Source organism: Flavihumibacter petaseus NBRC 106054 (assembly GCF_000974785.1).
GTDB lineage: Bacteria > Bacteroidota > Bacteroidia > Chitinophagales > Chitinophagaceae > Flavihumibacter > Flavihumibacter petaseus.
Genome location: NZ_BBWV01000003.1, coordinates 480,814 through 506,941 on the forward strand (window position 1 = coordinate 480,814; position 26,128 = coordinate 506,941).

The following is a 26,128-nucleotide window of genomic DNA, read 5'->3' on the forward strand; positions in this document are numbered from 1 at the left end:
GGTTTAAATGGAACTTCGTTTATGCCTGGGTCTACTCTGACTTTAAGCTTTTTACAGGATTATCCATAGCGGCGCGGATAGCCTGGTAAGCAATTGTCAGAAACGCCAGTGTTCCAATCAGGCCGGTCGTCAGGGCAAATACCGTCCAGTTTAATTCGATCCGGTAAGGATAATTCTGCAACCACCTGAACATTGCCCACCAGGCAATCGGACTGGCAATAGCGGCAGAAAGCAAGACAAGTTTCAGGAAATCGGCCGAAAGGGTACGTACGATCACCGGTACGGATGCTCCCAGTACTTTCCTGATGCCGATCTCTTTCGTACGTTTTTCTGCTGCAAGTGTAGCCAGTCCAAACAATCCGATGCAGGAAATCAGGATAGTGAGTATTGTACTGAATCCAATGATCTTTTGCCAGCGTGCCTCTGAATCATACTGGTTGAAATTTTTTTCCTCCATTGACACAAAGCTGTAGGGCTGAAATGGAAATAGGTTTTTACAAACTGCTTCCAGTTTGGGTTGGCCGGCGGCCATCTTGTCTTTTCTGAATTTGATAAACACCTGGCTGTAAGAATAGGTCGGATTGGCAACGAACAATTGCGGATTGATCTTCTGTGTCAACGCCGCCGAGTGATAGTCTTTGATTACGCCAATTACCTTGTATTTTTTGTTGTTGTAAAAAAAGTCCACGGTCTCGTTCAATGGTGCTTTCCATCCGGCTTCTTTTACAAATGCTTCATTGACGATTACGCCGGATGCGGTATCACTGGCAATCCGGGTATTAAAATTCCTGCCTGATACAAAGGGGATCCTGAACAAGGGAAGGTAATTGTCATCAACGATTTTGAAATCAAATTGCATATCCTTATTTCCGTTCACCCTTGCAACCGTTCCCCAGTAGCCACCCTGATCGACGGTCACAGATTCAATTTCCGGTATTTTCAGTAACTCCTCCCTGATCATCGGCCATTTTGCCATTTCAATCCTGGAGGTAGATACGATTCCGACACGGCTGTCGTCATAACCCAGGTCCACTTTAGTCAGATACCGGAACTGTTGTGATATCACCAGCGTAGCGATGATCAGGAGAGAAGCAAGGGTAAACTGAAACACCAGCAACCCGCGTGACAGGTAATTCTTTCCGGTAAACCGGAACTTGCCATACAGCGTCTGAACGGGATTAAATCCCGACAATACCAATGCAGGATACCAGCCCGCCAGCAATCCTGTTAACAGGAAAATACCGGCATAGGTTAACATCAGTTTTGCGTCAAAAAGGTAACTGAAGGAAAGTGCCTTGTTACTGAGCGTATTGAACAGGGGGAGTGCCAGCTCAACAAAAAATACAGCCAGCACGAAGGAAAGCAAACACAACAGAAACGATTCTCCCAGGAACTGTGCGATCAGCTGCCGCCTTTGGCCACCAACAACTTTGCGGATGCCTATTTCCCTGGCCCGCTTTAGTGACCGTGCCACCGTAAGATTCACAAAATTGATACAGGCAATAATGAGCAACACAAAAGCAATGCCTGAAAGGATATAGCCATAGCGTGGATCGCTTCCGTGATCGAGTCCGTTAGCTGCGCCATACTCGGTGTTCAGGTGAATATCGGCAAACGGCTGCAGGTCAAAGTGGACATTGTCTTCCCAATTGTATTGTTCTTTTGCCTTTTTGATTTCTTCAGCAGCCAGTGTTTGATAGATCTTGTCAAATTTGGCTGCCGCCTTCCGGAAATCAGTTCCTGGTTTTAGCAGGATAAATGTATTCAGGGAATAATTCAGCCACTCTTCGTTCAGGAGGGGTTGATCCCCCAGGCGGATCTTGAACGGGATCAGCATACCCAGCTGAATGGAAGAGTTCGATGGACTTTCCCCCGCAATACCGGTTACTGTAAAGGGTTCGAAATTTTCACCGTTTTTCAACTCAAGTGTTTGTCCCAACGGATCCTTGTCCCCGAAATACTTTTTGGCCAATGACGGTGTCAATACTACAGAACGAGGTTCTTTAAGCACAGTCGCCGGGTTGCCTTTCAGCAAGGGAAAGCTGAAGACCTCAAAAAAATTATCGTCTACAAAAGTTGCCCCCTGGTCAAAGACCTGCGTTCCCTGCCTTATCGTGAAACCGGTACTGGAGTAACGTAAAAAGGCTTCAATTTCCGGCACTGCCTCTTTAAAGGACGGCCCTTGCATTAGGCCTGTAATGCCACTTTTACGCACATTTCCGTCCGGACTTTTTGAAGTATTGGTGATCCGGAATAACCTTTCCTGTTTTTGGTGGAAGCGGTCAAAGCTCCATTCATCTTTGGTATATAAAACGATCAGCATGCAGCAGGCGAGGCCAATGCTGAGACCAACGATGTTGATCGCGGAATAGGCCTTGTTCCGCCAGAGATTGCGCAGTGTGATCACGAAATAGTTTCTGAACATGGCAGTGTTATTCGGTTCTTAATGAATGTACGGGATTGGCCAAAGCGGCTTTGATGGTCTGGTAGCTGACCGTGATCAGTGCTACCAGTAAGATCACCAGCAGTGGCAATACAAAAGTGATGGTGTCAGGACGCATGCGGAAAGCATATCCTTCCAGCCATTTGTTTATGGCAAACCAGGCAATGGGAGTAGCGATCACAAAAGCTACGAGGATCAGCCACGCGAACTCCTGGTAAAGCGCTTTGAGGATGGAGTTAACCGATGCGCCCAATACTTTACGGATGCCTATCTCTTTCGTCTTCTGTAAAGTGGTGAAAGACGCAAGGCCAAAAAGTCCCATACAGGCTACAAATATGGCCATCGTGGTAAATATGCCAAATACCAGGCCGAATTGCTGGTCGGATTTATATTGGGAATTGAAATGCTCGTCAAGAAAAAAGTACTCAAAAGTGTTACCGGGGAAGAATCTGTTCCATTCTTTTTCCACTTTAGTGATCGAACCTTTCACATCAGCGGCATGAACTTTCAGGCTGATATAACCCCTCACATCAGGAAATAGTCGCAGTATCAGCGGCTCAAATGCATCGCGAAGTGACTGTTGGTGGAAATTGTGTACAACACCAACGATACGAAGGGTATCTCCCCAGAAAAATATATCCTTGCCGATCGCGTCTTCTGGTTTGGTGAATCCAATCTGGTTGGCGGCCGACTCATTAAAGATTACACCTTTTTTCTCCCCGAAATCTCTCGAGAAATTGCGGCCGGCTTTTACCTTAAGGTCAAACATGTCTACATAGTCATAATCTACCCCGATCACCCGGTATTGCTTGGCAACATTCTCGGGCTGACTGAGTAGCCGGATGCCGCCCGCATTCCAGCCTACCGGTTCGCCGGGAACCGAAGTGGAGGAACTCGCCTTTTGTATGCCGGATTGTCCTTCCAGCGAATTCTTGAAGGAAGTCAACTGGTTCAGGAAGGTGGAATCGGTGACCACAATCGGTTTTTTGATCACCAGTGTCTGGTCAATATTCATTCCCAGTTCCTGTTTCTTCATGTACCGGATCTGTTTGGAAACAGCCAGTGTACCGATCAGCAGGAACAGGGAGGCGGCAAACTGCAACACCACCAGTCCTTTTCTGAGGTAAGAACCCTGAGTGGTATGAACGAGTTTACCTTTCAGCACCACGATTGGTTTGAAACTGCTCAGTACCAGCGCCGGATAGATTCCACTGATAAAGCTGCCCGCAATATACAGCAGCAGGAAGTTGAGCCAGAACATACCACCGCCAAGCTGACCAATACTGATCGATTGACCTGTAAGACGGTTGAACAGCGGTACAACTGCCAGGATGATCACGAAGGCGAGCGCAACTGCCATCGCATTCAGCAGGGCTGATTCAAACAGGAACTGCCCGATCAGCTGACTGCGCTGCGACCCCACCGCTTTCCGAATACCCACTTCTTTAGCCCGGCTGATCGCCCTGGCTGTAGCGAGGTTAATATAATTGATCCATGCGATCAGTACTACAAAGAAGGCAATACCCATCAGCAGGTAGGTGGTCTTGCCATCACCGTTGGCACCAGCTTCCAGCATCCTGTTGGAATAGAGATGGATATCGGTAAGCGGCTGCAGGTAATATTTTACATCGGCGTTATATTGCTTTAGGGATTCGCCGTTTTTCTGGGTGACCACTGCCATAAATTTCTTTTCCAGCTTTTTAGGGTCAGTACCTGGTTTAAGCAACAGGTAGGTGAGGCATCCGTCCCAGTTCCAGGCATTGTCGGGGTTGTTGTCGGGGCCAATCAGCTGAACAAAACTGGCGAAGGAGAACAACGCCTCAAAATGCATGTGAGACTGGCTGGGCATATCCTTGTATACAGCAGTTACTTTGTAAATCCGGTCGCCCGTAACTTTCAGTTCTTTTCCCAAAACATCAACACTGCCAAAGAGTTTTTTAGCGAGCGTTTCAGACAAAGCAACGGTAAAGGGTTCTTTAAGTGCAGTAGCAGGGTCACCTTTCACCAGGGGGAAACTGAATATTTTGAAGAAAGAGCTGCTGGCGAAGTAGGGATTTTCCAGTTTGATCAGGTCGTTCCCGCGACGAAGCACCTGGCTGCCCGCCTGGTTCAGCCTTACGTAATCATCAATCTCCGGAAATGCCTCCTTAAATGCACTTCCGACTGCATATGCCCCGGCTGCCCACTGGGTACTGAGCTTGCCATTGTCATAGCGGTCCTGGATCACCCGGTAAATATTTTCTTTCCTGGCATGCTGCCGGTCAAATCCCAGTTCGTAATTGACATACTGCAGAATCAGCAAACAGGCTGCAATACCCAGCGCAAGACCAACGATGTTGATCGCTGCATAGGCTTTATGATGAAAAATGTTTCTCCAGGCGATTTTCAGATAGTTCTTGAACATGATGATCGTTTTATTCAGTTCGGAGATTTTTGACGGGATTAGATAAAGCTGCACGAACCGACTGGAAGCCGATCGTGATTAGGGCAATGACGCTGGCAATTACAGCCGCCAGGGCAAATACCCACCAGCTGATATTGATCCGGTAAGGGAAATCCTGCAACCAGCGCTGCATGGCCCACCAGGCGACCGGAAATGCGATCAGCGCTGCAATGCCCACCAGCAGAAGGAAGTCTCTTGACAGCAGCTGCGTAATATCTAACACACTGGCTCCCAGGACCTTCCGGATACCGATCTCTTTGGTGCGTGAAGTGACCGTAAAGGTTGTAAGGCCGAAGAGTCCCAGGCAGGCGATGATCACTGCCCACACAGATGCGGCCGTGAACAACTGGCCATATTGCTTTTCTGCTGCATACTGGCGCTGATAATTCTCGTCCAGGAAAAAATACTCAAAGGGATTTCCCGGGAAATATTGTTTGTAAAGTTTTTCCACCCCGGCAATATGTTGCGAAACACTACCTGAAGCCAGGCGGATACAGCAATAAGCACTGCTGTTCTGCGGATAGAAGATCATCGGCATGATTGTCTTTTTCAGGTTCGCATGATTATAATCTTTCACCACGCCGATCACCTGTAAAGCACGTTCGTCCCACTGTACCGGGGTATGCAGCACATCGTCGGGATTTTTAAATCCCAGCGCAGCAACGGCAGTTTCATTCAGCAATACCTTGTTGTTTTTGTCCCAGGGAATTCCGGTCTCTTCCGGACGGAAATTTCTGCCTGCGACCAGTGGGATTTCAAAAGCAGGAAGATAGCGTTCATCGATAATGGCAAAGGCGTAAGATTTGAATTCATCACCTTTCAGGGAACCTGGCTGTGTAAATCCTGACGTCACAAAATTGTACCATCCACCCGGATAAGTGCCACTGCCTGCATAATCTTCCACGAACGGATATCGTGATAACATCTGCAGGAATGCCACCTGGCGTTGGTTAAAGCTGCTGTCCTTTCCGGCCTCGGGTCCCCGCACGATAAGCATCTGCGCTTTGGTGACACCAATATTTTTCTCCTGCAGGTAGCGCAGCTGCTGATAAATCAGCACCGTGCCAATGATCAGCGCGATGGAAATAGCGAATTGGGTGACGACCAGCGTCTTCCGGATCCTGCTTCCGCTGCCTGACCTGGTGAGCCTGTTTCTGAGGGTAACGATTGGATTGAACCCGGATAATGCAAATGCAGTATAGGTTCCCGTGAGCAATGATCCTGCGAGCAATAGTCCCGATCCAAACATCCATGCGGAAGAAGAGAGGATGTCGGCAGGTGACAGCTTAAGTGCCATTACACTGTTGAACAAAGGCTGAAGAAAATAGACGAGCAGCAGTGCGATGACAAATCCAAGCAGGTTCACGAGCATGGCTTCCACCAGGAACTGACCAATCAGCGACAACCTGCTGGCTCCCGCAATTTTCCTTACACCTACTTCATTGGCTTTTTTCAAAGCTTGTGCTGTGGAGAGGTTCACATAGTTGAACCAGGCGATTAGCAGGATCAATACGGAAATCAGGCTCAGGATATACAGGTATTTGATATTTCCCGCTGTAGGGAATGAGTCGTTCAATGACGCTGCCAGGTGCAGGTGTTGAAAGGACTGCAAACGAAAACGCACGCCATCGTTTTCTTTTCCCACCTCGTTACGGAGCGCTGTAAGTTTTGTTTCCAGCAATTCCGGTGTTGTGCCCGGTGTCAGCCGTAAATAGGTTTGCAGGTATTGCGACCCGGTATTTTCCAACGCTGCCCAGTCGTTGCCATTAAGGTTGGCCGGATTTCGGAGCGTTTCCAGTGACAATACCTGGTCATACCGGATATCCGAATTCGCGGGAATCTCAAATACACCGCCAACCTGGTAGATTGTTTTGCCAAACTGGTTGGACAGAATCAGCTGTTGCCCAACCGGTTCTTCATTACCGAAATATTTCTCAGCGCTGCCGGCCGAAAGAAAAATGGTATTCGGAGCATGAAAACTGGCGGCATTTCCTTTCAGGAGAGGGAAGGAGAAGAACTCAAAAAAATTGCCTTCGGCAAATCCAATGGATGTTTCGCGAAAGGCCGGTGCATTACCTGTATTTCGCTGCAGAATGCCCTTTGCAACATCGCTTTCCAGCCGGCAATAGTCAATGATGGCCGGAAATTTTTCCTTCGCCCTGGGTGCCCATCCGGGTTCTATTTCCGGCCAGAAGCTGTTCTTCTGATCTTCATTGAGCAACCGGTATGTATTGCCGGCATTTTCCTGGAAATTATTAAAGCTTCTTTCAAAGCTTACATATTCCAGCAGCAGCAGAAAGACCGCTATGCCCAACGCAAGGCCACCGATGTTCACCAGACTGTAAATCTTATTGCGCAACAGGGTGCGGAAAGCAAGTTTCAGATTGTGGTAGAACATGCCGGTGTTTTTATTCTGAACGAAGGCTTTTTACCGGGTTTGCCAGTGCTGCACGGATCGCTTTATACCCCACGGTGATCCAGGCAATCAGCAGGGATGCTGCTATAGAAAGCACGAACACACCGGCACCAATAGAGATCTTGAAAACGAAATTCGACAGCCAGTTATTCATCAGGAACCAGGCAACGGGTGCTGCGATTACAAATGCCACTACTACCAGGATGGTAAATTCCCTGGAGAACAGGTATAGGATGCTGGAGATACTGGCGCCAAGTACTTTCCGGATACCCACTTCTTTCGTTTTCTGAACAGCCATGAAAGAAACCAGCCCGTAAAGGCCGAGGCAACTGATAAATATGGCAAGTCCCGCATAAACTTTATACAGCCGGCTCAGCCGCTCCTCCTGGCGATAAAAGTTCTGGATCGATTCATCCAGCCAGGTACTGCTGTAGGCGTATTCGGGATAAACACTTTCCCAGATCGCTTCAATGTCGCGATTTGTCTTGCCCAGGTTTGCAGCGCTGATCTTGATACAGGCAGTGGTCTGGAATTTTGGATTATTGGTGATCACGGTGGGCCTGATCTCATCCCGCAGGCTCTTGTTCTTAAAATCCTTCACTACACCCACCACCGGAAGCCATTTTCCACCACCCAGCCGGATGGTTTTACCCACGATATCTTTGGGGTTATTGTAACCCAGTTTGCGGGCCATAGTCTCGTTGATCACAAACTCAGGTGTGCTATCACGCGGCGGATAAAAACTTCCTGCCAGTAGTTGCAGTCCGAAAGTTTCGGCATAATGGTCATCTCCCATCTTGATGGAAGCATGGAAGTCCTTATCGGTCGCATCATTGTCAAAAGCCATATTGGTGGTCCAGGAGTTATCACTGCTCGGCGCATCCAGTGCGAAACTGAGTTGCCTGATACCTGCCACCTGGCGCAGTCTTGCCTCAAAATTCGGCTGGCGCGATAAGAAACTGCTGTCTGCATTGCCATTCACCAGTAAAACAGCTTCCTTGTCCATACCCAGGTCTGCATCCCTGATAAAATTCATCTGGCTGACAGCGATAATGGTAGCAACGATCAGCAATTGCGAAAAGGCAAATTGCAGCACTACGAGCACCCGGCGCAGTGATATTCCGCCAACTGCCGTGGTATTGATCTTGTTTTTGATGGCTTCTACCGGTTGAAACCTGCTCATCACGAGAGCGGGATAAAAACCGCTGATAACGGTCGTAGCAAGAATTACGGCGAGTATAAAAGTGATGCTGCCGCTATTGAGCAATTGCAGGGGCTGCTGGATATCTGCGATGTATTTAAGGTAGGGGAGGCCAAACCAGGCCAGGCCAAGGCCGAGCAATGCAGCAAAGCAGACAATCACAAATGTTTCGAGGTATACCTGCAGGCGCAATTGGGATTTTTTACCGCCCATTACCTTGCGGATACCTACTTCCTTGGATCGCTTTACGGCCAGCGCTGTAGACAGGTTCACAAAATTGATACAAGCCATGAGGATGATGAGGAGACCGATCAGGGCAAGGGTCATCAGGGATGTTTTGCTGCTAACGTGATCGCCATTATGACCGAACCGCGTATCAAAATGAATATTCTTCAGAGGATTCAGGAAAAAATACAATTTGCCTGGCTGGTTCTTTTTATCAGGGTAATATTTTTCGAGGAAAGCCGGCATCCGGCTATTAAAGCCTTCAGCATCCGACCCTTCCGGTAAAAGCGCATATACCTGGTGATTGCTGCTGCTGCCACCCCAGTTATCGAGGCTGGCCGTATAGCTGAACACATCTTTATTGGCCAGGAAAGTTTTGTAGGAGGGAACAATCTGGAAAGGAAAATCAGAGTTAACCGGTACATCTTCCATTACTGCGGCTACCTGGATCAGGATATTATTGTCAAGTTTGAGATACCGCCCCATCGCAGCTTTCCAGTCGCCGAAATATTTGTTGGCCTGGCTGCGGGAAATAGCTGCAAGCCCTGGAGAATTCAATGCGGTAGCATTACCCGCTAACCATTTTACATCCAGCATGTCAAATAGCTCAGGTTCAGCAAAAATGATCCCGGGTCCTTCAATGAATTTTTTGTTGCTGATGGTTTCGGCATTCTGCATAACCGTAACCTGTGACCCGTAGCTGGTGAAGATCTCGGCAAATTTAATTTTCGGGAAATCATTCCTGAGCGCCCGGATGGTGGGAAAGGGCATGCCGATGTCAAAATTATCGCCATCGGGATATACGTCCTTCCGCACCAACTGATAAGTACGGTTGGCATGCTTATGGTACTGGTCGTAACTGAACTCATGCTGGAGTACCAGGAAGATGATGGTGCAGGCGGCCAGGGCGACGGCAAGCCCCAGGATATTGATGCCTGCATGCCCCTTATAGCGCCTGATATTACGCAGCGCAATGACGAAGTAATTCCTGATCATATAATTATTATTCTGAGCGGAGACTGCTGACCGGGTTGGCCAGCGCCGCTTTGATTGCCTGAAAACTGATGGTGATCAATGCGATCAGTAAAGCAGCAATTGCTGCCGCCACAAATATCCAGGCAGGCAATGCACTTCTGTAGGCGAAATCCTCTAACCAGCGGTGCATGCCATACCAGGCAAGTGGAACAGCGACGACGGACGATATTACCACCAACAATAAAAAATCTTTTGACAGCATTCCGACAATATCCTGCACACTGGCTCCCAATACTTTTCTCACACCAATCTCCTTCGTACGTTGTTCAGCCATGAAAGAAGCCAGCCCGAACAGTCCCAGGCAAGCAATCAGAATAGCCAGTACAGAGAATACCAGTGCAATCTTACCCGCCCGTTGCTCTGCACGGTACATGTTGGAGAAGGATTCATCCAGGAACTGATAACTGAAAGGCAGTTGCGGTGCCATCCCGGTCCAGATTTTCTGCACCTTGTTCAGGATATCCTTTACATTGGCTGCCTTCACTTTAAACGATGTTGCCCAATTGGCATTACCCAATACAAAAGAAAGGGGTCCTATCTTCTGTTTCAATGACGCAAAGTGAAAATCTTTAACCACCCCGATAATGGTATGCGGTCCAGGCTCGCTGTTCACGCCATCGGCCGAATAAAGTATTTTGCCCACCGGATCAGCATACCCAAGTAGCGCGGCAGTACTCTCATTGATAATGATGCCGGAGGAATCTGTTCCGAATGCCCTGGAGAAATTACGTCCGGCTTTCATTTCCATACCCAGGGTAGGAATATAATTTTCATCAATGCGCCAGCATTGCATGTTGAAACCGTTGCGCGGATCCATTACCGATTCTTTGGAAAATGTCTGATCACTTCGCGCGCCAGGCATTACGGGCAGGTATCCGCTCATCGTGCTCCCCAGCACTCCGGGAAGCTTTTCCACTTCATTCCTGAAGGCGCGGTACTGTGCATCCAGTGCACCGGTACCATTGATTACGAGCACCTGGTCCTTATTAAAACCAATCTTCTTGTTCTGGATAAAATTGAGTTGCCGGTAAACCACAATCGTACCGACGATCAGGATAATGGACGTTGCAAACTGGAATACCACCAGGGTGCTTCTCAGGCCGCTGCGTCTGGCTCCTGCATTCAGTTTTCCCTTGAGCACCGTGATCGGGTTAAAGGAGGAAAGATAAAATGCCGGATAAAGTCCTGCCATCAACCCGATGAAAACCGGCAGCAGTACGAGGAAAAGCAGAAAATCCGGTCGCACCAGGTCGGTGAGCCGGAAGGATTTTCCGGCAAGCGAATTAAAGAAAGGTAGCGCCACCCAGGTCAGTACAATGGCAATAACCAGGGAGATCACAGCCAGCAAACCGGATTCCGTCAGGAATTGCCGGATCAATGTTTTGCGTTCAGAGCCCAAAACCTTCCTTATGCCAACTTCCTTTGCCCTGTTTGCCGACCGTGCGGTACTGAGGTTCATAAAATTGACACAGGCGATCAGCAGGGTAAAAATGGCCACCGCCGAAAAAATGTAAACATATTGGATGTTGCTGTTGACCCGGATCTCGGCCATCCGGTCGGAGCGGAGGTGGATATCCGTTAACGGCGTCAGCTGGTAACTGATCCTGTTCCCGCTCTTTTCGAATTCATCGATCGACTTCAGTTGCATAAACTGGGCAGCCTGCGGGAACACATACTTGTTGATATAGTCAGGGAAATGTTTCTCAAATGCCTTGCGGGTGGTGCCGGGGCGAAGCAGCAGGTAGGTGGAGAAGTTATGACTAAGGTAATTTCCAAAGTCATACTGCACATTCTTCATCGAAAAAAGAAAGTCGAAATAGAAATGCGCATTTCTTGGCATGTCCTGAATAACCGCTGTTACCTTATACAGGGTACCGCCGGCATCATTGGTCTCCAGCATCTTTCCCAGGACATCCGTATTGCCGAAATACTTTCTGGCAGCAGATTCAGTAAGCACTACCGTGTTGGGTTCGGTCAACGCCTTCCGGGTGTCACCCGAAATTGCTGGGTAGGTGAAGATGTCAAAAAAAGTAGAGTCCACATGGGCCACGTCGTCTTCATTGATAAAGACATTCCCCTTTTTGATCAGCTTGGAACCATTGCTGGTATAGATCCGCGTGTAGCCCTGCACCTCCGGATAGTCTTTCCGGAGGGCTTCTCCCATGGGATCCGATGCAACCGCCAGGGCCAGTGATGATCCGCCGAATACAATATCTGCATCTACCCGGTATATGTTGCCGGCATGATCATGAAACCGGTCAAAACTTAATTCATCCGTCACAAACAAGGTGATCAGAAGAAAACAGGCCACGCCAATGGAGAGGCCGGTAATGTTCAGTGCGGTAAAAAACCTGTATTTCAACAGATTCCGCCAGGCCAGTTTCAGATAATTCAGCAACATAAAAAACTGGTTAAATCATGATATTCTCCATCACGGTCTGCCCGTCGAGCATCCTGATCACGCGATGGCTGTATCGTGCATCATGTTCACTGTGCGTTACCATGATGATGGTAGTTCCCTGTTCGTTGAGATCCGTGAGCAATTGCATTACTTCATTACCATTGCTGGAATCGAGGTTACCTGTCGGTTCATCCGCAAGGATCAGCTTTGGATTGTTCACCACTGCACGGGCCACGGCCACACGTTGTTGCTGACCACCGGAAAGCTGTTGGGGGTAGTGGTTGCGGCGGTGCATGATCACCATTTTGTCCAGTACTTCCTCAACGATCTTCTTGCGCTCAGAAGCCTTTACGCCAGTATAAATGAGTGGCAGTTCCACATTTTCGAATACCGTCAGTTCGTCAATCAGGTTGAAGCTTTGGAATACAAAACCAATATTGTGCTTGCGCAGGTCAGCTCTCTTGCGTTCGTTAAACTTCGCCACTTCAATGCCATTGAACAGAAAGCTTCCTGCATCAGGATCATCCAGCAGTCCCAGGATATTCAGCAGGGTGGATTTGCCACATCCGGAAGGTCCCATGACGGCAACAAATTCTCCCTCTTTTACTTCAAATGATAACTTATTGAGGGCTACGGTTTCAACCTCTTCAGTGCGATAGTATTTCTCGAGGTTTGTGATCTTGATCATATTGATTGGTTTATGTATTAAAATTGAATAAGCATCAAAAGGGGAGAAGTGGTTTCTTCATCAACGATCGCGGTGCTGCAGGATTCAGGGCAACAGGTGATTGTCAGTTTTGGCGGAGCGTCCATGTTCAGGTATTTTTCGCCGCTTTGCGTATTCGTAGAAAAGGCCGCCATCAGTACCAGCAACAGTCCGATTGTTCTCGTCAGCTTTTTCATACCTTAAAGTTTAATGGTTAATGGTGTTTGATTATGGTTTTTTCAACACTAGTTCCTGCATCGTGGTATAGTTTTCATAGCTGCTCGTGATCACTTTGTCACCAGGTTCCAGACCACTTAACACTTCATAGTTATCCGGACTCATCATGCCAAGTTGAATATCGACCCTGTAGGCCATGGTACCAGCTTCGTTCAGTTTAAAGATCCAGTTACCGCCGGTCTGCTGAAAGAAACCGCCTTTCGGCAACAGGATAGCCTGTTTCTCGTCGCTCAATGCAAGCCTTATCTGCAGGGTTTGTCCGCGGCGGATTCCCTTGGGCACTTCGCCCTCGAATTCCATATCCACCTGGAACCTGCCATTGGCAATCTGTATATAAACTTTTTTGATCACCAGGACATATGACTTGCCCGCAAATTCAAAGCTTCCTTTCAGGCCCACAAAAACCCGGGAAAGATAATGTTCGTCAACATCCACCCGCACTTTATAGCCGTCCATCACATCAAGCTGTCCCAGCCTTTCACCTTTATTCTTGGATTGACCGATCTCTGCGTCAAGTGAAGTCAACTGTCCGTCTACCGGGGCACGTACCACGAGGTCACCCACTTTCTTACGCATCAACTGAAGGGCATTTTGCATCCTTTCATAAGACTGCTGCATCTGCGTCAGCTGCTGGCGGTTGGAAACCGAGTCTTTTTTCAGGATGTCTACGGTCAGGTCTTTCCTCCGTTTCTGGTAGTCCAGCAGGTTCTGGGAAGAACGGAATTCCTGGGAACCAATAGCCTTCTGCTGATACAGTTTATTGTTCACCTGGTAAACCCGGTCAGCTTCTTTAAGCGCATTGTCCACTTCCGCCATCTGGTTCAGGCGGGTGATGGTGTTCTGGTCGGCGTTGTTCTTTGAGATCTGCATCTGGGTCAACACGTTGAATACCTGGGTTTCCTGGTTGGACAGGCTAAGTTCCAGGTCAGTATTGCTCAACCTCAGGATAGGCTGGCCTTTTTTCATGATGGCGCCGTCTTCCACATACTTTTCTTCGACACGACCACCTTCAGTGGCATCAAGGTATATGGTTGTCATCGGCAGCACAATACCGTTTACCGGAATATTTTCCTGAAAAATGCCTTTTTTGATCTCCTGGATGGAAATCCTTTCAGTATCCACATTCAGCCGGCTTTTGCCGGAAGTGAAATAATAGCTGCCAAAAATCAGCGCTGCCAGCGCAACGACACCGGCGATCGTCAGGATCTTCTTGGTTGACCATTTCTTTTTTTCTATGACTCTATCCACGTTGATTCGGTTTTCGGTTCCTTGTTGAATATTTGTATTCTATTTAGCTAAACCGCGTGCCATAAATTTAATATACTGAAAACCAGTCACTTGGACGGCCGCCTGTGGAACCATTGTCCGCTTTCGATACAATTAGTGTTCGTTTTTGCTGCCCCACCGGTGAAATAAAAAGAAATCCTATCATTGCATCGAATTACTATGACCCTGAAAAATGCTTCCATCCTGGTTGTCGACGACGACACCGATGTGCTGACGGCAGTCCGTCTGCTGCTCAAAACAGAAGTGAAAGATGTTGTGACGGAAAAGAATCCGCAATTGTTACAACAAATCCTTTCCGCCAAGAAATTTGATGTCATCCTGCTTGATATGAACTTTACCAGTTCGATCAATACAGGTAATGAGGGACTTTTCTGGCTGCGGAAGATCAAGGAGTTAAAGTCGGAAGCGGCCGTGATCATGATCACCGCCTATGGTGATGTGGATCTTGCCGTGCGCTCCCTGAAAGAAGGCGCTGCTGATTTTGTTGTCAAACCCTGGCACAACGATCGTCTCATCGGTACCATCAAGGAAGTGCTTAAAAAGAAGGAAGGTCCCGCCAATGCAAAAAGCGAGTCTGATGCAGGATCCATCATTGGTACAGAATTGCTGGGTAATTCGGAGCTGATGCAGGCAATCTTTTACAAGGTGGAAAAGATCGCACCAACGGATGCTAATATTCTTATCCTGGGTGAGAATGGTACGGGAAAAGACCTGATTGCAAAAGCTGTCCATCAGCATTCTCTCCGCGCTGCAAAACCCTTTGTAAAAGTGGATGTTGGCGCCCTCACGGATTCCCTTTTTGAAAGTGAATTGTTTGGTCACAAAAAAGGCGCATTTACCGATGCGCGTGAAGACAGACCCGGTCGTTTCGAATCTGCCAATGGCGGAACTATTTTTCTCGACGAGATCGGTAACATCAGCCTGCAGCAACAGGCAAAACTGCTTTCCGTTTTACAAAACCGACAGGTGACGCGGCTGGGTTCCAATACACCGGTTCCTATTGACGTCAGGCTGGTTTGTGCCACCAACCTGCCAATCGCTGAGCTGGCCAATGAAGGCAGATTCAGAAAAGATCTTATTTACAGGATCAATACTGTTGAGATCATCATGCCACCGCTGCGGAAGAGAGGCAAGGACATCTTACTGCTGGCAAACTTCTTTAATAAGATGTACAGCAAAAAATACATGAAACCTTTGCTGCCGTTTGATAACGGCGCAACAGAAAAACTGCTTACCTATCCTTTCCCCGGAAACGTGCGGGAACTGCAATACACCATTGAAAGGGCGGTAATTATGGCGGAAGGCGAAGAATTGAAAGCTGCCGACCTGCTGTTCTCACCGATCGAATTTACCACAGACCAGCAGGATGAACCCGATGAACTCAAATTAAGTGCCATCGAGAAAAATACTATTCTCCGGGTGATCGAAAAACATAATGGCAACATCACCAAAGCCGCGAAGGAACTGGGATTGACCCGCACGGCCTTGTATCGCAGACTCAGCAAGTATGATATTTAAGCAAGTTGAAAATAAACTGTTCCTCAAGGTATTCCTGCTCTTTGCAGTTTTATGCCTGGGTGCATACCTGCTCGTTAACCAGCAGATAAAATTCTTCGTTTTGCTGATGCCGCTGATCATCTACCAGCTTTATGATTTGTATAAGTCACAACGGAAGGCACAAGACGAGCTGAACCAGTTTGTGGAATCGGTGCATTACCGCGATTTCTCCCGTTATTTTGATGTGAAACATGCACCGGCTGAACTGCAGCCGTTGCGGCATGGGTTCAATGAGATCAATTCCACTTTCAAGGTAATCAGTAAGGAAAAGGAAACGCAATATCAATACCTGCAGAAAATTCTCGAACTGGTTGACACCGGAATACTTTCATTTGATATGACCGATGGACAGGTAGTATGGATGAATGAATCACTCAAGAAGATGTTGCACCTGCCTTACCTGAAATCTATCCAGTCATTGGAGAAACGTGACCCCGGATTATTCCAGGTACTGGATAACCTGCGTCCCGGTGAATCGCGACTGACCAATGTTTCGCTGGACAATACCAATTTTAAGATCCTGGTATCCTGCACTGCTTTCCAGACTTCCGAAAGCCAGTACAAACTGGTGGCTTTTCAGAATGTGAATGAGGCAATGGATGAAACTGAATCCAAAGCCTGGCAGAAACTGCTGAACGTGATGACGCATGAAATCATGAATTCAGTAGCACCTATTTCTTCGCTCGCAGATACGCTGAAGAACCGTCTGCAGCAGGCTGCAACCGAGATCCGGGACGAAACCGGTACCCTGGAAGACCTCGACCTCGGCATTGAAACGATCAAGCGCAGGAGTGAAGGGTTGCTGCGATTTGCCGAAACCTACCGGAATCTCAATAAGATCAGCGAACTGCACCTGGAGAAAGTGTATGTATTCGACATTTTCCGAAACCTGCAGCAACTGATGTCACCTACACTCGATCAGAAAAATATCGAACTCGAGATCCTGTTGAAGGATATGGATATTTCCCTGCAGGCCGACATTAACCTGCTGGAACAGGTACTGATTAACCTGCTGGTAAACGCGATGGATGCAGTGAAAGAAAACCCTCACCCCAAGATTGTACTATCCGCTGCAATGACGCCCAACCGGAAGCCAATGATCAAGGTCGCAGACAATGGATCCGGCATGTCGCAGGAGGTTCTCGACAAAATCTTTGTTCCGTTCTTCAGCACCAAAAAAACCGGCAGTGGAATCGGCCTGAGCCTTTGCAAGCAGATCATGATGTTGCACAAGGGAAGCATCCAGGTGCAATCGGTGGAAGGAGAGGGGACTGCCTTCCTCTTACAGTTCTAAGCCCGCAAAGCTTGTTGCTTTATTGGCCGGCGCTGCGCGCCTTTTTTGTTTCGCGCAAAGACGCAAAGGTGCAAAGGCGAAGAGGAGCAGTAGCGCAGAGAAATTGTAAGAAAGCGTTTAATCGATACGGTTAGTAACAATCAGTTTGTTCGCATAGCTGGTAGATGAGACAACGCAATGTTCGCTTACAAGAATTTTACTCAATGAAACGCAGCCGGGAAATTCATTTTAGTAAATTTGATAACTCCCCATGTACAGATAATAATTCCCAAAAAATTCCCCTGCGCCTCCGCTCCTCTGCGCCTTTGCGTGAAAAAACATGCAACCCTGCGTGCAACATACACCAAAGCAAAAAAGCACCAGCGCTAACAAAAATAAACTTTGCGTGAAATCAGGCTGACGCCTAACTCAGACTCCCAAGCCCCAGCCTGCTTTGCAACCAGCTTTGATTGATCGGGATGATCCAGTTATTCCTCAGCTCCGCGAGCGTACTCACCATGTTGTTGAAATAGAGGTCATCTTCTTTGAGCATCCCATGCTGAAGGGCATGTTTGAGCTGCGCCATCGGGATCAGCTGCACTTTTTCTTTCACTACGAAAGCGAGCAACTGGCGGTCGAAAAGAGAAATATTGAAAGCCGACTCGAGCGCCTTGATCACTCTTACACTGCTGTCGGTACTGCAGCCGCTTACAGCATCGCGGGATTCATCGGCGATGATCACGATGAACTGACCGAAAAAAATGGTAGCAAAACCTTTAACGGGTGCGCCATGGGTATTCCATTCCTGCACAAATTGCTGGAGAATTCTATCCGCTTCCAATACCTCACCCATGCCCATCAGGCGATTGCTCTGATAGATCCATACACGGGAGTCGGGTGCGAAATTTTCGGGTAACAGGTCCTTATACGCCAGATTCATGGCGTAAAGGTAAAGATTGCAGGGAAATGACCATTGATTAGCCCCGGATGCCGTATTTCCTGATGCGGAATGCCAGCATCAGCAGGAAAATGCCAAGGATCAGGGCATAAAATCCAAGCAGCAGGGTGAGCGTAACGCCTCCCCCGATCGGATTCGACAACAACAACACGCCGAACAGAACTGAAACAGCACCGCCTGCGATCAACCATCCTTCTCCCTGGATCACTTTTCGAACGCGAATGGCAAATACGATTTCGGCTATGCCTACAACAATGGCCATCAGGGCCAGGTAGATGATCACGGCAGCAGCAGTCACATTCGGACGCATAAATGTATAAATTCCCAGCAGCAGGCTTACAATGCCTGCAATAAGGCCAAACCACCAGTTGCTGTCGTTATTGCGGTTCTGGAAAGCGGCAATGATCATCAGTAAACCGCTGATGGACAACCAAGCACCAAGCCAGAGGATGATGGTGGCAAATGTGACCGACGGCAGGAAGATTGCCAACAGGCCAAACAGCACAGCAAGAATGCCGCGGAAAAGCAACAGTTTCCACACCGAACGGGCGATGGTAGAAGGCATATGTGTAGGGTTTGATGACTAGGAGAGGCTGGAAGCAATCAGCTCGGCAATGTCCATTACTTTCACAGAATCTTCCCGCTCACTGTTCTTGACACCATCGGTGAGCATCGTATTGCAGAAAGGACAGGCCGCTGCAATAATGCCGGCACCGGTTCGGACGGCCTCCGACGCCCGGTCGAAATTTACCCGCGTGGTTCCCTTTTCTTCTTCCTTGAACATCTGTGCGCCACCCGCTCCGCAACACATTCCGTTGGTGCGGCATCTTTTCATTTCCACCAATGCGCCATCAAGAGCTTCCAGCACTTTTCGCGGAGCTTCATAAATGCCATTCGACCGGCCGAGGTAACAACTGTCGTGGTACGTGATCTTTTTTCCTTTGAAAGGGCCACCTTCCTGCAGCCTGATCTTTCCTTCATCGATCAGTTGCTGCAAAAATGTGGTGTGGTGAATTACTTCATAGTTTCCACCCAGTTCGGGGTACTCGTTCATCAGGGTATTGAAACAATGCGGGCAGGCAGTAACGATTTTTTTGATGCCATATCCGTTCAGGATCTGGATATTCTGATAGGCCATCATCTGAAAGAGAAATTCATTTCCGGCCCTGCGTACGGGATCGCCGGTGCACATTTCTTCCTTTCCAAGAATGGCGAACCTGACGCCCACTTTTTCCAGAATCAAAGCAAAAGCACGGGTGATCTTTTGTGCGCGCTGGTCGAAACTACCGGCGCATCCAACCCAGAACAGGATATCGGGCGTTTCACCATTGGCTGCCATTTCAGCCATACTGGGAACCTTCATGCAATTATTTTTATAAATCTAGTAAATTGTAAGATATGAAATTACGAATACTCAGCTGGGTCCTTCGGATTGTCGCCGCCGTAATTTTATTGCAGACCCTCTATTTCAAATTCACCGGCCAGCCGGAGTCGGTCACTTTGTTTACGCAACTGGGCATGGAGCCCTGGGGACGAATTGGTACGGGGATAGCCGAGTTGATCACCGCTGTGTTGCTCCTGGTTCCCGCTACCTGCTTTTATGGTGCATTGGCGGGAATGGCCCTTATGGCTGGAGCCATTTTTTTTCACCTGACCAAATTGGGCATATATTTTGGAGGAGATGCCTTGTTGTTTACCTATGCAGTAACCGTATTTGCAGCCTGCGTCATAATTTGCATACTGGAAAGGAAAAAAATCAGATGATCAGAAGACTCATAAGTGGCATTTTTGGTTTGTTCGTTCTGGCATCAGCCGCAGCACAACAAAAGACCCTGCACCCTGTTGAAGAAAATTCCTCCGTTAGTTTCAGCATAAAAAATTTCGGATTTGCTGTAAATGGCAATTTCCATGGCCTGGATGGGGAGATGCAGTTTGATCCTGCCAGGCCGACAGCCGCGAAATTTGACGTCAGCATCAGTGCTGCGTCGATCAATACCGGCAACAATACCCGCGACAAACACCTGCGGTCTGACGACTACCTTGATGTGAGTAAATTTCCCCGCGTCAGTATCACCAGCGAAACAGTAAAAGCGGGTAAAAATCCCGACACCTACATACTGGTGGCGAAGCTTCAATTGCATGGTCAGTCCGGAACAATTGAAATTCCTTTTACAGTCAAACCTTCAGGAGGTGGTTGGTTGTTCGAGGGCAGTTTTACAGTAAACCGGATAGATTATAAAGTTGGCGGCAACAGTCTTTCGATGGCCGATAATGCCACGGTAAACCTGAAAATACTCGGCAAATAAAAATTTACTATATTCATAGATATGCAGTTGCATACGGCCATCCAAACAGTTTTTTCACAACTCAGCGCCACTTTGGGACTGTTGCAACACGCACACTACAACCAGCCCTGTCATAATTTATCGCATGCTACCATCGGCCAGCACACCCGGCATATCATTGAAATGTTTCAATGCCTGCTCATCGGGTATGAAAGCGGGATAGTGAATTACGAGAAGCGGCTGCGCAACCGGCAAATTGAACAGGATAAGCAGCTGGCCATCGACCTGATCCACGAAGTGAACGGGCAACTCGACAAAGCCAACCGCCCGATGATCCTGGAAGCCACCTACCGCGATGACAGCAATGACATATTACAGGTGGAAACCAATTATTACCGGGAAATAGCCTATAATCTCGAACATACGATCCATCATATGGCACTCATCCGCGTCGGTCTCCGCGAAGTTTCCGATCTTGCGGTTCCTGACGCCTTTGGCGTCGCTCCATCTACCATCAAGCACCGAAACGAATGTGCACAGTAAGTTTTTTGCCACTGGCAGACCGTGTCCTGATTACTTCTAACCGTGACGAGCAGCCGGGTCGGCCTTCTGCAATCCTTCCCCATTCCTATAGCATCAACAACCAGGAACTGCTCTTTCCGAAAGATGCCAAAGCCTGCGGCACCTGGATTGGCGTTCATGAGAATAAAGGCATCGCCGTACTGTTTAACGGCGCCTTCCGCGCCCACCGGCCGGCTTACCCCTACCGAAAAAGCAGGGGATTGATCTTTCTTGACCTGGTAACCGGCAGGCATAAACGATTCCAGGACAATTTCAACGACATCAGCCTCGATCTGATCGAGCCTTTCAGTATTATTTTTTACCAGGATGGCATGCTTTGGGAAAACCGCTGGGACGGCCAGCAGAAACATTCCTGCGAAATCGATCCCTTGCAGGCACACCTCTGGGGATCTGCGACGATCTATTCCTCCGAAACAGTAAACCAAAGAATAACGATACTCCGGAAATGGCTTTCGCGCCATAAATCGCCTGCGATGGAAGATCTCCTGCAATTGCACGCCAGCGATTTCATCCTGGGAGAACACCCCCTCCTGCAGACGGTCAGCATCACCAGCATTGAACTCAAACAGGACGCCGCTGAAATGGCCTACCTTGACCTTGCAGCAGATGACTTTTCCCGCAGCCGACTCAGTTTCCGCAACAGCCTCGCATTCCAACCATGAAGGCAGTCAGAAACTGGTTACACCAGCCTTTTTTTATCCGTCTGCTGCACTGGGAATACTGGTCTTTCAACACCGTCTATGGACCAATTCTTCCCATATACCTCCTGATCGGTGCAAGGGCACGATCATTTTTTTTCTTTTCTGCTGCCAACCCGGGCATCAGGAACGGTGGATTTCTCATGGAATCCAAAAAAGAGATCTATGACCTGATGCCGGCATGTGCTTACCCGCAGACCGCATTTTTCACCGCCGGAAGCCTGCCTGACCAGGTAATTCGCTCTGTGCGTGAAAAAGGGTTGACCTATCCGCTGATTGCAAAACCAGATGTGGGTGCGAGAGGTCGGGGAGTGAGGAAAATCGGAAATGATGCGGAACTATCGCTTTATTGCCGGGAATGTCCCCTCGACTTCCTCGTCCAGGAATTCATTTCCCACCCGTTGGAGGCCGGCATTTTTTACTGCCGCCTGCCGGGTGAAGAAAAAGGCCGCATCACCGGCATCGTTACCAAAGAATTTATGACCGTTACGGGTGACGGTCAAAGCACCCTCCGCGAACTGGTCCTCCGGGAAGACCGCTACATACTCCAGCTGCCTGACCTCGAAAAATTATATGGCGATAGGCTGAATGATATCCTTCCCGCCGGGGGAAAAAAAGAACTGGTTCCTTTCGGAAACCATGCACGCGGTTCTAAATTCATGGATGATTCCCACCTGGCAGACGATGCGCTGCTCAACGTGGTGGATCAGCTCTGCCAACAGATCCCGGGCTTCCGGTATGGACGCCTTGATATCCGATTCGTTTCCTGGGAGCTGCTCAAACAAGGTAAACAATATAGCGTGATCGAGTTGAACGGATCAGGATCTGAGCCTACGCATATCTACGATCCGCGGCACAGCATCTTCTTTGCCTGGAAGGAAATCATCCGTCACTGGTGGCTGTTGAGCAGGGTGGCAAGAGACGAACACCGCAAAGGAATTCCCTATCTTACCGTTAAGGAAGGACTGCAGCTTTTTCGGGATGACGCTGCTTTCAACAAGAAAATAAACACCATCCGTGTTTGAGGTGCTGAAAATAATGGCCATCGGCCTGGGCATCAGTTTCCTGGGCACCCTTCCATTGGGCACTTTGAACATTTCTGCCATGCAGCTTGCGGTAAGCGAATCGGTAAAAAGGGCACTTCTGTTTGCCCTGGGTGTAGCATTGGTGGAGATTACCTATGTCCGTTTTTCGCTCAAGGGGGTGGACTGGATCATGTCGCACCAGCAGGCTTTCAGGGTGATGGAGTGGATCACTGTGGCAGTGTTTCTCCTGTTGGGTATCAATAGCCTGATCGTTGCAGGAAGGGCAGCAGCGGGCAGTAAAAATATTATTCTCAACAGCAAAATGCCCCGCTTCCTGCTGGGCATGTTCATGAGTGCCATCAACCCGGCACAAATCCCGTTCTGGTTCCTCTGGAGCAGTTACCTGATGAGTGTGGGATTATTAAAAAGCAGTACGCTGCAGTTTAACCTTTATACCCTGGGAATCGGGTTGGGTACCTGCACCGCACTGCTCCTGTTTATTTATGGTGGCCGATGGATCGTGGGCCGCCTTCAGACCTCCCAACGGACCATCAATCTCGTAGTTGGGCTGGTTTTTGTTTTGTCTGCCTTTATCCAGCTATACCGGATCTTAAAGCACCTTACTTCCTGATCAGAACTGTGAACTTTCATTCATGTTCTGCATATTCTGCATTTCACCTTTTACATTCTTACGCTTGAACAAGGCTGTGTCAAACTTGCCGAAACGCCAGGAAAAGTTCACCCGGAACATTTGCGGGTCACGACGACGGCTGGCATCCTGCACGAAATAGGCAGATTCTGAATGGGTCTGATAGATCCTGGTGCGGAAGATATCGCTCCAGCTTAATGTAATCGCAGCTGTACGGTTTTTCAGGAACTCATACCGCACACTCATATCTACAAAATAGTTGGGTTCCACATAACCCTGTGCCGAGCTGGAAGGACCACCCATAAATCCACCGCCTGAAAAGCGGCCGCCACCACCACCTGATCCGCCCGGAGGCAGGATCGTTTTGGAAGTGTACTCTCCACTGAGCTGAATGGTAAAATTCTTCGGCAACTTGAAGTTGTTGTTGATCTTAATGAAGTAAGAGTAGATATTATCCTGCGCAGCCACCGTCGGATCATCATAGTTGATCTTTGATGTGTATAAATTGACGTTGGGCGTTAGTTCCCACCACTTTTTCATATTGATCTTCGCTGTCAGTTCAAGACCGCCAACATAGCTGCTGTTGGCATTTTCGTAGGTATTGATCAATACTTCCTTACCGGTAACAGGGTTTGTTTCTACCTTTTGCACACGGGTGATCTGGTTATCCGTCTGCTTCAGGTACACAGATGCCAGGATGTTGCTGTTGTTCTCAAAATTCTTCTGGTAACTCATTTCCATGGAGTTGGTGAACTCCGGCCGCAGATCGGGATTGCCCCGGTTCAGGTTAAGGGAATCAGAATAATCAGTAAATGGAAACAACTGGAAGAAATTCGGACGATTCACACGGCGCGTATAGCTGAACTGGAGCGACTGGTCATTGCCCAGGTCATAATTCAGGAAAACACTCGGGAACAGGCTGATCGGGAAACTGTTGCTGAATGTAGACGTGCTGTCTTTTCCTGTCACGACACTGGTAGAATACACCGTACCCTGGTAAGAAGATGATTCCGCCCGCAGGCCAACCTGGTAACCCAGTTTTTTATACTTGTTGGAGAAAGACAGATACCCGGCATAAACCTGGTCGTCGTTCTTATACCGTGAACTCAGCTGCGGAATCTTGATGATGTTGCCATCTGCCTGCTGCTGCGAAAGAATATTTTCATTGTCCACATTGCGGAACTGCGCCCGCAGACCCATTTCCAGTTTTGCCGTTTCAGTCAGCGGATTCACGAAATCCGTCTGGATGGTCATGAACTGGTTGGTACCGCTACCATCCTGTAGCTGCCGGAAGGTGCGCATGCCCTCCGTTGAGCCGGAAACAGGTTGGGTAGTGGTAAAGATGTCGTTATGGTTCTCGTTCTTGCTCTGGTTAAAATTCATGTCAGCAGTCCATTCCCTTCCGGCTTTCGCAAAATTGTGCTTAAAACCGAGTGTTGCACCGAGGTTCCGGAAATTGCCCACGGTATTGGAATTCCGCTGGCTGTAGGATTCGGGTTTCGAACCTTCCAGCAACGTATCGATATAGATGTCGCTGATGGTGTTTGGTTTGAATTCCCCTTTCACCAGGTTCATGGAGGCGGACAATGTGTTACGGTTGTCGATAAAATAGTCCGCACCAAAACGGCCAAAAGCAAAATAGCCCTTGTTGGTATTCTTGTCGTATTGGTTCAGGATCGTGTTGGGCTTATCGAAAACAGACAGCCTTTCGGTTTCCCCCATAGAGATCGACTTCCGCTGGCCGTAGTTGCCACTGGCGAACAGGTTCAGTTTGTTCTGCCGCACGTTGATGTCGCCGCCGGCATTGGGTTGCGCGCGCATATCGATTCCTGCACGGAGGTTTCCACTGTAACCTACCTTTTTGTTCTTTTTCAATACAATGTTCAGGATGCCGGATGTACCGCCGGATGCATCAAATTTTGCAGACGGATTGGTAATCACTTCCACACTGGAAATGGCATCTGCCGGGATCTGCTCCAGGGTAAGTGTGCTGGGGCGGCCGTCTACATAGATCTGCGGACTGGAATTGCGAAGGGTGACATTACCATCAAGGTCAACCTGCAGGGAAGGAACATTCTTCATCACGTCCACCGCGGTTCCGCCGGTTGAGTTCAGATTTTTTTCAACGTTGAATACCTTCCGGTCGATAGCCGCAGAAACTGTGGGTTTCGAACCGGTAACGGTTACATTCTCCAGCGTTTGCGGGTCAGCAGTCAGTTTGACGTTTCCCAGGTCTTTGTCCACCGCATTCATGGCTTTTGACATATCTCCGCCGGGTTTGAATTCAAACCCGACCTTCTGGTCAATTACCTTGAAACCGATGGCGCTTACTTTTAACCGGTAGGAAGCGGCTACTGCCAGCCCCTCAAAGCTGAACTCACCTCTTTTGTCGGTGAGCATGCCGTTGACCAGCGTATCTTTTCTTTTTTTGGTAAGTGTATCAAATTTGCTTTGAAAGAGTTGTACGGAAACTGCTTCCATTCCCTTGTTGTTGGAGGCATCTACGATCCTGCCATAAAAGCGGCCGATATTCATCCCGCCAGCAGCCCCGCGTCCGGCGGCCATACCGCCGGGAGCCTGGGCAAACAGGGTGAAACAAAAGAAGGAAAATAAGAGTGTAGTCAGGGTTCTTTTCATAGTGTGTGCGCTGAAGGCGCAAATTTCATGAAAAGTTTGTGATCCCCCGTTACATTGTGATGAGTGGTTA

At 48.5% G+C, this 26,128-nt stretch carries 20 protein-coding genes; 8 read left to right on the forward strand and 12 right to left on the reverse strand.

Translation table 11 applies throughout. From position 1 onward, the window contains the following. Positions 1-31: 31 nt before the first annotated feature. Genes FPE01S_RS17440 through FPE01S_RS17475 form a run of 8 tightly spaced genes read right to left on the reverse strand, consistent with a single transcriptional unit; the run spans position 32 to position 14,355 of the window. Positions 32-2,425, reverse strand: a complete 2,394-nt coding sequence (locus FPE01S_RS17440) for an ABC transporter permease (RefSeq protein WP_046370315.1) — start codon at positions 2,423-2,425, stop codon at positions 32-34. Between the two features lie 7 nt (positions 2,426-2,432). Continuing rightward, entirely contained in the window at positions 2,433-4,847 is a 2,415-nt protein-coding gene (locus tag FPE01S_RS17445; protein ID WP_046370316.1) for an ABC transporter permease, read from the reverse strand. Positions 4,848-4,857: 10 nt separating this feature from the next. Beyond that, a complete protein-coding gene (locus tag FPE01S_RS17450; protein ID WP_046370317.1) occupies positions 4,858-7,284 on the reverse strand; it encodes an ABC transporter permease in 2,427 nt (808 codons plus the stop codon). A 10-nt stretch (positions 7,285-7,294) separates the two neighbouring features. Further along, positions 7,295-9,724, reverse strand: coding sequence for an ABC transporter permease (locus tag FPE01S_RS17455; RefSeq protein ID WP_046370318.1), 2,430 nt, complete (start codon positions 9,722-9,724; stop codon positions 7,295-7,297). Between the two features lie 7 nt (positions 9,725-9,731). Beyond that, positions 9,732-12,164 (reverse strand): ABC transporter permease, encoded by a 2,433-nt coding sequence (locus FPE01S_RS17460; RefSeq protein WP_046370319.1) that lies wholly within the window; start codon positions 12,162-12,164, stop codon positions 9,732-9,734. 10 nt (positions 12,165-12,174) lie between these two features. Beyond that, the gene (locus tag FPE01S_RS17465) at positions 12,175-12,852 is read right to left on the reverse strand and encodes an ABC transporter ATP-binding protein (RefSeq protein WP_046370320.1); all 678 of its coding nucleotides are present in this window, start codon (positions 12,850-12,852) and stop codon (positions 12,175-12,177) included. 17 nt (positions 12,853-12,869) lie between these two features. Next, positions 12,870-13,067 (reverse strand): hypothetical protein, encoded by a 198-nt coding sequence (locus tag FPE01S_RS17470; protein WP_046370321.1) that lies wholly within the window; start codon positions 13,065-13,067, stop codon positions 12,870-12,872. Between the two features lie 31 nt (positions 13,068-13,098). Continuing rightward, the gene (locus tag FPE01S_RS17475; RefSeq protein WP_046370322.1) at positions 13,099-14,355 is read right to left on the reverse strand and encodes an efflux RND transporter periplasmic adaptor subunit; all 1,257 of its coding nucleotides are present in this window, start codon (positions 14,353-14,355) and stop codon (positions 13,099-13,101) included. A gap of 198 nt (positions 14,356-14,553) precedes the next feature. Between FPE01S_RS17475 and FPE01S_RS17480 the strand changes: the two genes are divergently transcribed. Continuing rightward, a complete protein-coding gene (locus tag FPE01S_RS17480) occupies positions 14,554-15,912 on the forward strand; it encodes a sigma-54-dependent transcriptional regulator (protein ID WP_046370323.1) in 1,359 nt (452 codons plus the stop codon). Then, the gene (locus FPE01S_RS17485; RefSeq protein WP_046370324.1) at positions 15,902-17,245 is read left to right on the forward strand and encodes a sensor histidine kinase; all 1,344 of its coding nucleotides are present in this window, start codon (positions 15,902-15,904) and stop codon (positions 17,243-17,245) included. Before FPE01S_RS17480 ends, FPE01S_RS17485 begins: the two co-directional genes overlap by 11 nt. Before the next feature lie 403 nt (positions 17,246-17,648). On the opposite strand, the gene FPE01S_RS17490 is transcribed toward FPE01S_RS17485, so the two are convergent. Genes FPE01S_RS17490 through FPE01S_RS17500 form a run of 3 tightly spaced genes read right to left on the reverse strand, consistent with a single transcriptional unit; the run spans position 17,649 to position 19,545 of the window. Continuing rightward, entirely contained in the window at positions 17,649-18,164 is a 516-nt protein-coding gene (locus tag FPE01S_RS17490; protein ID WP_046370325.1) for a hypothetical protein, read from the reverse strand. A 37-nt stretch (positions 18,165-18,201) separates the two neighbouring features. Then, positions 18,202-18,747 (reverse strand): HdeD family acid-resistance protein, encoded by a 546-nt coding sequence (locus tag FPE01S_RS17495; RefSeq protein ID WP_046370326.1) that lies wholly within the window; start codon positions 18,745-18,747, stop codon positions 18,202-18,204. A gap of 18 nt (positions 18,748-18,765) precedes the next feature. Beyond that, positions 18,766-19,545: a (Fe-S)-binding protein gene (locus tag FPE01S_RS17500; protein ID WP_046370327.1), complete on the reverse strand. Its 780-nt coding sequence runs from the start codon at positions 19,543-19,545 to the stop codon at positions 18,766-18,768. Between the two features lie 35 nt (positions 19,546-19,580). Between FPE01S_RS17500 and FPE01S_RS17505 the strand changes: the two genes are divergently transcribed. The 6 genes from FPE01S_RS17505 to FPE01S_RS17530 are packed head-to-tail and all read left to right on the forward strand — an operon-like array spanning position 19,581 to position 23,403. Then, a complete protein-coding gene (locus FPE01S_RS17505) occupies positions 19,581-19,946 on the forward strand; it encodes a DoxX family protein (RefSeq protein ID WP_046370328.1) in 366 nt (121 codons plus the stop codon). Then, positions 19,943-20,488 carry a YceI family protein gene (locus FPE01S_RS17510; RefSeq protein WP_046370329.1) on the forward strand — a complete coding sequence of 182 codons (546 nt, stop codon included), beginning with the start codon at positions 19,943-19,945 and terminating at the stop codon, positions 20,486-20,488. Before FPE01S_RS17505 ends, FPE01S_RS17510 begins: the two co-directional genes overlap by 4 nt. Positions 20,489-20,509: 21 nt before the next feature. Further along, positions 20,510-21,010: a hypothetical protein gene (locus tag FPE01S_RS17515; RefSeq protein ID WP_046370330.1), complete on the forward strand. Its 501-nt coding sequence runs from the start codon at positions 20,510-20,512 to the stop codon at positions 21,008-21,010. After that, the gene (locus FPE01S_RS17520) at positions 20,998-21,711 is read left to right on the forward strand and encodes an NRDE family protein (RefSeq protein WP_052955963.1); all 714 of its coding nucleotides are present in this window, start codon (positions 20,998-21,000) and stop codon (positions 21,709-21,711) included. Before FPE01S_RS17515 ends, FPE01S_RS17520 begins: the two co-directional genes overlap by 13 nt. Next, positions 21,708-22,772, forward strand: coding sequence for an ATP-grasp domain-containing protein (locus FPE01S_RS17525; protein ID WP_046370331.1), 1,065 nt, complete (start codon positions 21,708-21,710; stop codon positions 22,770-22,772). The genes FPE01S_RS17520 and FPE01S_RS17525 overlap by 4 nt, the downstream gene beginning before the upstream one ends. Beyond that, the gene (locus FPE01S_RS17530) at positions 22,765-23,403 is read left to right on the forward strand and encodes a LysE family translocator (protein WP_052955966.1); all 639 of its coding nucleotides are present in this window, start codon (positions 22,765-22,767) and stop codon (positions 23,401-23,403) included. Before FPE01S_RS17525 ends, FPE01S_RS17530 begins: the two co-directional genes overlap by 8 nt. Here the strand turns inward: FPE01S_RS17530 and FPE01S_RS17535 are convergent, their stop codons facing one another. After that, the gene (locus FPE01S_RS17535) at positions 23,404-26,058 is read right to left on the reverse strand and encodes a TonB-dependent receptor (protein WP_046370332.1); all 2,655 of its coding nucleotides are present in this window, start codon (positions 26,056-26,058) and stop codon (positions 23,404-23,406) included. Positions 26,059-26,128: the final 70 nt, after the last annotated feature.